Genomic DNA, 4,312 nt, shown 5'->3' on the forward strand with positions numbered 1-4,312 from the left:
ATAGATGGCATGCGGTCACCCTTTTCCCAGACCGCGATGGTCTGCCGGGTCACCCCGACCTTGTTACCCAGATCGGTTTGACTTAGACCCCGCTGTTCGCGGAGTGGCTGAATGTAGCCGACGTTCATCATAGAAAGCCCCTTACCTTACGTGCCTTCTTAACGTCCGAGAGGCAGTCGGTGGTCACCAACCTGCTCACAGTGCAGACGTAGGGCGTGCGGGGATCTTACTCGGATTGGGACAGCGCCGATGCGGCCAAACTCTTGGCGATGTCGCTGGACTTCGGATTACTGAGCACCTCTGAGGCCAGGGAGGCGATCTCAGCGCTGGTCTTGCTGTTGTCACCGGTTTGAGCCAGAACGCTGGCGGCCAGGGATTTAGTCACCCGGCTAGTCCGCCCATCATCCAACGCCTTTGCGGCCTTAGTTGCCATTGAAGGGCTGGTGCGTTTACCTGCCATAAATCTGTACCTCTTTTCAAAGAATACGATGGATGTTAATTTATGTCAACAATTTTACTCGGCAATATTCATCATAAATGTAAACTACACGAGAGACTGAAGAATGATCAACCCCCCTTCCGCACACTCTCCCCCTCGGGATTGAGCCGAATCACCTCTGGCAGCGGTTTGCCTTCAGCCACAGCCTTGGGCAACCCCTTGAGCCGCTCCAGCACCTTCCAGGGGATGTACTTGTGCTCGCCCTCCACAATCACCCTGGGGTAGGTGTAAAGTTCCCGCCCGATTCCCCAGACGGTCGCGGCCCGCTTGAGGGCACCCGAGATGCCCCCCTTGAAAGGCTCCATGTCGGAAGCGCTTGCGCCGTCCTGCTTCTCCACCCACTCCCCATGCAAAGGAGGTGAGTGGGTGTAGCGCTCTGACGAGCGCCTGGGGCTATCCCTCCCCGACCAAACTGGAGCTTGGTCGGGGTCTCACGCCCCAGACCCCAAACCGATGATCTTCCACTCGATTTCGTCGGCGGTGAGAGGCGCGGTCAGGATGTTGATGGCTTCCATGTTTCCTCCTTGCAAGCAAAGCAGAGGGGTGGCCCAAGCCACCCCCTGGTCCTTTCATGCGCCGAACCCGGCGCATTCTCCGTCTCAGTCGGTGCAGGTGCTGCCCCCTGGTTCAACTTTCAGCCGCCATTTCCTCAATGATCCGGCCCCACATCATGGTCTCAGCTCCAACCCCACCGCCCGGAACCCCTCTACCGTGGCCGCCCGCTCCCCCTGCGCCCACCAGCGTTGGAGGGCATCGGTCAGGGCCAGGGTCTGGCCGTAGGTCAGGTTGCGCAGCCGGGCTACCAGCACTGGGCCGTCCACCTGCCATTTTTCGGCGTAGCCCTCCTCGAGGGCATCCGCCACCTCTGCCCACAGCAGGCCAACCGTATGTGGCTCAATGTGCCAACCGTTGACCACATCGGCCAGCAACGAGACCTCAGCCAGGCTAAACTGCCCGGCCAGGTCGCGCAGCTCGCTGGCCACCAGGTACAGGTAGCGCTCGAGGATTTCCCCGGCGGCGGCATGGATGCTACCACCCCAGGCAGCGGCCCGGGCCTCGAGGGCCTGGGCCTGCTCCCGAGAGAGGCGGACGGTGACCTGCGGGTATTTTTTCATTCGCCACCCCTTTCCAGCTCCTGTTCGAGGCGGTTTCTGACCCAGCCCCATAGCTCGGCTCGATCCAGCCATATCCCGTAGCCCAGGCAGTCCTGGCGCAGATGCTCGACGAGGGCCTCAACGCCCTGGCTGTTGACCAGATTCAGATCGCTGGCCTGGAGCTGGTAATGCCGCAGCGCCTCATCTACCGGCCAGTAACCGTAACCATCCGGCAGGCGGTCGCAGGCATAGATGAGCTGCTGCAATTCTGCCAGCGCCGCTTGCGCGTCCTCATCCAGCTGGCCCACCACGTTCTGGCCATCCCATTTTGAGCTGTAGCCTCCCCGGATGCGCTGAACCAGAGCGGCAACCTGCTCAGACCCGAGCAGCTCATCCAACGCATTGGCGTCAACATTGGCCCAGGCTGCCTCGGGATCGTGCAAATCGAGCACGCACCCATGCCCCAGGTAGTGGCGCATCAGAAAGCAATTTTCATTGCCCCAGCGTCCAACAACCTCCAGCTCCCCGGTTTCGTAAAGGTCACCCGAGACCCGGTTCAGATCGTCGGCCTCCTCGTCGGTGAGCAGGGCCAGGTGGGTGGCGTTCCCTACAGTTTCAGATTTCAGGTCGAGCGCATAAATCTTGCTCATGCAGCCTCCTTTTCGATAGACATGACCAGTTGTTCGATGGGGACATGGAAAACCAGATCCCCTTTGGGCGTAAGCAGGGTGACGTGGGTGGGCCAGTCCCAGTCAGGGTCGCGCACCACGTCCAGAACCTCAGCGGGCCGGGGGTGGATGACTCTGGCACCGGGGCCGATCTGCCAGGGGTGCAGGGTGGCCTCGAGGAGTTGCACGTCGCGCTCAGGGTTGCAGTACCAGGCCGCCCCCTGTTGCCAGAACACCCAGCTACCCTCCTCCTGGGGCAAGGGGTTAGGCAGCGGCCAGGCGATGCCAACCGCCCCCAAAGGGGGATTCAGGCCGCCTTCTCGGATCCAGCAGGCACGAAAAGCCCTCATTTTTCCTCCTCAATCGTCCTACGGGGCCCCTCAAGGGCCCCCTGGTTCAGGAACGCCTATCCGGCCCCTGCACCTCCGCCACCAGCCCACCCCGGATGCGCGACAGCACGGCCTCGCCCACCTCGCCCAGCCGTGCGGCAAAGGCTTCCGGGGCCAGGTTCGAGGTGAGGATCAGGTCGTAGCGGCCTGCGCTGGCCCCCTCCATCAGGGCGTAGAGGCGTTCGGCGCTGAAGGGGGAGAGCCGGCTCTTGCCCCCGTCATCGAGCACCAGCCGCTCATAGGTGGGCAAGGCCCCCTCCCCGGCGGCGGCCAGCCGCTCCTCGGCCAGAAAGTCCAGCTCGCTCCTGAAGCGCACGAAACGCCCTTCAGCGGCGATCTTCCCGGCCAGGCGCAGGGCCAGGTGGGTCTTCCCCACCCCCGGCGGCCCGAAAAGGTAAAGGATGCCTCCGGCGTAGGTTCGCACCGCCTCCAGCGCGGTCCGGTTGCCCTGGTGCCCCTCTACGGGCTTCTCCAGGTAGTCCCTGTACTTCGGGTAGCCCTCCAGGTCAGTCCGCAGCAGCCGGGGAGCGGTGTAGCGCCGCCAGGTCTTGAGCAGGGCGGCCTGGTAGCGCTCGGGCTCGAGGTAGGCACAGTCGCAATCGTGCTCGATCTGGCTGGGCCGGGCGAAGGTATACCCGCTCAGGGCCGCCGCCCCGCACAGCGGGCAGGGGGGCAGGCCGGGGTCGGTGGGGTTTTCCTGCCCCCGCTTGCTCTTCACCGCTTCCAGCAAGGGGGCAAGATTCAGAACTGCTCGCCGGTGGGTGTCCATACTTTCTCCTCCTTGTGCGCTTTTTGCGCCGGGTGCGGCGCAATAGAGGCCAGCACCTTGGCCGCATAGCTCAGGGGGTTCTCCACCCCTCGCTTCCTGACCTCCAGCAGCACCTTCTGCACCTCGGCATCCCCCAGCCGCTCGAGGGCCTCCGCAAACTCCCCAAGCCAGGCCAGGGTGGTGGGGATTCTCCTCGGAAGGGGAAGGCCCTCGGCCAGGTTCAGCAGTTCCAGCAGGCTCTCTTTGTGCTGGTGGGCCAGCTTCTGGATCAGGGGTTCTGCTCCTTGCGGGCCCGAAACAACAGCCCCGCCTGCCAGCCGCCGAGCGCCTGGGCCAGGGCCCCGGCGGGGTCAGGGTAGGCGTGACATTTTGTGACTTACCCCACGGCTAAAGCCGGGGGCTTCTGGGGTCTACGAGCACGAGCAACCTCATCGCTCTCGCCCAGGGGCAAGCCCTGCCCCATTCTCAGGATGTTCAGCGCCGCGTTTACGTCCCGGTGGATGACCAAACCGCAAGCCCCGCATTCGTAGGGCTTGCCGATAGGCACTTTCTGGACATGGCCGCAGCCGCTACATATCTGAGAGGTGTATGTCGGATGGACGCCGACGACCCTACGGCCAGCCTCCGCCGCTTTGCCGTAGAGGATGTTCAAGAACTGCCCCCAGCCCATGTCAGCCCCCACGCGGCAGCTTTGCGCCGCTGGAGTTCGTCCCCCCTCTGCCGCGAAACCCGTATAGAGTGGGGGTTTGAACACCGACTGCCCCGCCCGGCAGCCCGTCGGGGGGGGTGAAGGGGCGCGGCCCGGCTTGCACCCGGTTCCAGCGCCCCGGGTGGAGGGAGAGACACCCACTCATCCACCCATCCTCACTTATTCCCCCACCCCTCCCTTCCAC

8 protein-coding genes and 1 pseudogene are annotated in these 4,312 nt (G+C 63.8%); all 9 read right to left on the bottom strand.

Annotated elements, in window-relative coordinates:
* A partial coding sequence (locus Mrose_RS19885) for a helix-turn-helix transcriptional regulator (RefSeq protein WP_119280557.1) occupies positions 1-131 on the bottom strand: 131 nt, incomplete at its 3' end.
* Positions 132-226: 95 nt separating this feature from the next.
* Positions 227-460 (bottom strand): hypothetical protein, encoded by a 234-nt coding sequence (locus Mrose_RS17850; protein ID WP_119280559.1) that lies wholly within the window; start codon positions 458-460, stop codon positions 227-229.
* Between the two features lie 107 nt (positions 461-567).
* Positions 568-1,014, bottom strand: a pseudogene (locus Mrose_RS19890) (Rad52/Rad22 family DNA repair protein).
* Between the two features lie 153 nt (positions 1,015-1,167).
* The gene (locus tag Mrose_RS17860; RefSeq protein ID WP_119280560.1) at positions 1,168-1,614 is read right to left on the bottom strand and encodes a hypothetical protein; all 447 of its coding nucleotides are present in this window, start codon (positions 1,612-1,614) and stop codon (positions 1,168-1,170) included.
* Positions 1,611-2,243, bottom strand: coding sequence for a hypothetical protein (locus Mrose_RS17865; RefSeq protein WP_119280562.1), 633 nt, complete (start codon positions 2,241-2,243; stop codon positions 1,611-1,613). Before Mrose_RS17865 ends, Mrose_RS17860 begins: the two co-directional genes overlap by 4 nt.
* The gene (locus Mrose_RS17870) at positions 2,240-2,611 is read right to left on the bottom strand and encodes a hypothetical protein (protein WP_119280563.1); all 372 of its coding nucleotides are present in this window, start codon (positions 2,609-2,611) and stop codon (positions 2,240-2,242) included. Before Mrose_RS17870 ends, Mrose_RS17865 begins: the two co-directional genes overlap by 4 nt.
* 46 nt (positions 2,612-2,657) lie before the next feature.
* Positions 2,658-3,419 (bottom strand): ATP-binding protein, encoded by a 762-nt coding sequence (locus Mrose_RS17875; RefSeq protein WP_119280565.1) that lies wholly within the window; start codon positions 3,417-3,419, stop codon positions 2,658-2,660.
* Entirely contained in the window at positions 3,392-3,541 is a 150-nt protein-coding gene (locus Mrose_RS19550) for a hypothetical protein (protein WP_245970018.1), read from the bottom strand. Before Mrose_RS19550 ends, Mrose_RS17875 begins: the two co-directional genes overlap by 28 nt.
* 254 nt (positions 3,542-3,795) lie before the next feature.
* Positions 3,796-4,089, bottom strand: coding sequence for a zinc ribbon domain-containing protein (locus Mrose_RS17885; protein WP_245970019.1), 294 nt, complete (start codon positions 4,087-4,089; stop codon positions 3,796-3,798).
* Between the last annotated feature and the right edge of the window lie 223 nt (positions 4,090-4,312).

The organism is Calidithermus roseus, from assembly GCF_003574095.1.
Taxonomy (GTDB): domain Bacteria; phylum Deinococcota; class Deinococci; order Deinococcales; family Thermaceae; genus Calidithermus; species Calidithermus roseus.

Coding starts and splice junctions, on each gene's coding strand:
- Mrose_RS17850 (WP_119280559.1), bottom strand. CDS start 460: ATGGCAGGTAAACGCACCAGCCCTTCAATGGCAACTAAGGCCGCAAAG.
- Mrose_RS17860 (WP_119280560.1), bottom strand. CDS start 1,614: ATGAAAAAATACCCGCAGGTCACCGTCCGCCTCTCTCGGGAGCAGGCC.
- Mrose_RS17865 (WP_119280562.1), bottom strand. CDS start 2,243: ATGAGCAAGATTTATGCGCTCGACCTGAAATCTGAAACTGTAGGGAAC.
- Mrose_RS17870 (WP_119280563.1), bottom strand. CDS start 2,611: ATGAGGGCTTTTCGTGCCTGCTGGATCCGAGAAGGCGGCCTGAATCCC.
- Mrose_RS17875 (WP_119280565.1), bottom strand. CDS start 3,419: ATGGACACCCACCGGCGAGCAGTTCTGAATCTTGCCCCCTTGCTGGAA.
- Mrose_RS17885 (WP_245970019.1), bottom strand. CDS start 4,089: ATGGGCTGGGGGCAGTTCTTGAACATCCTCTACGGCAAAGCGGCGGAG.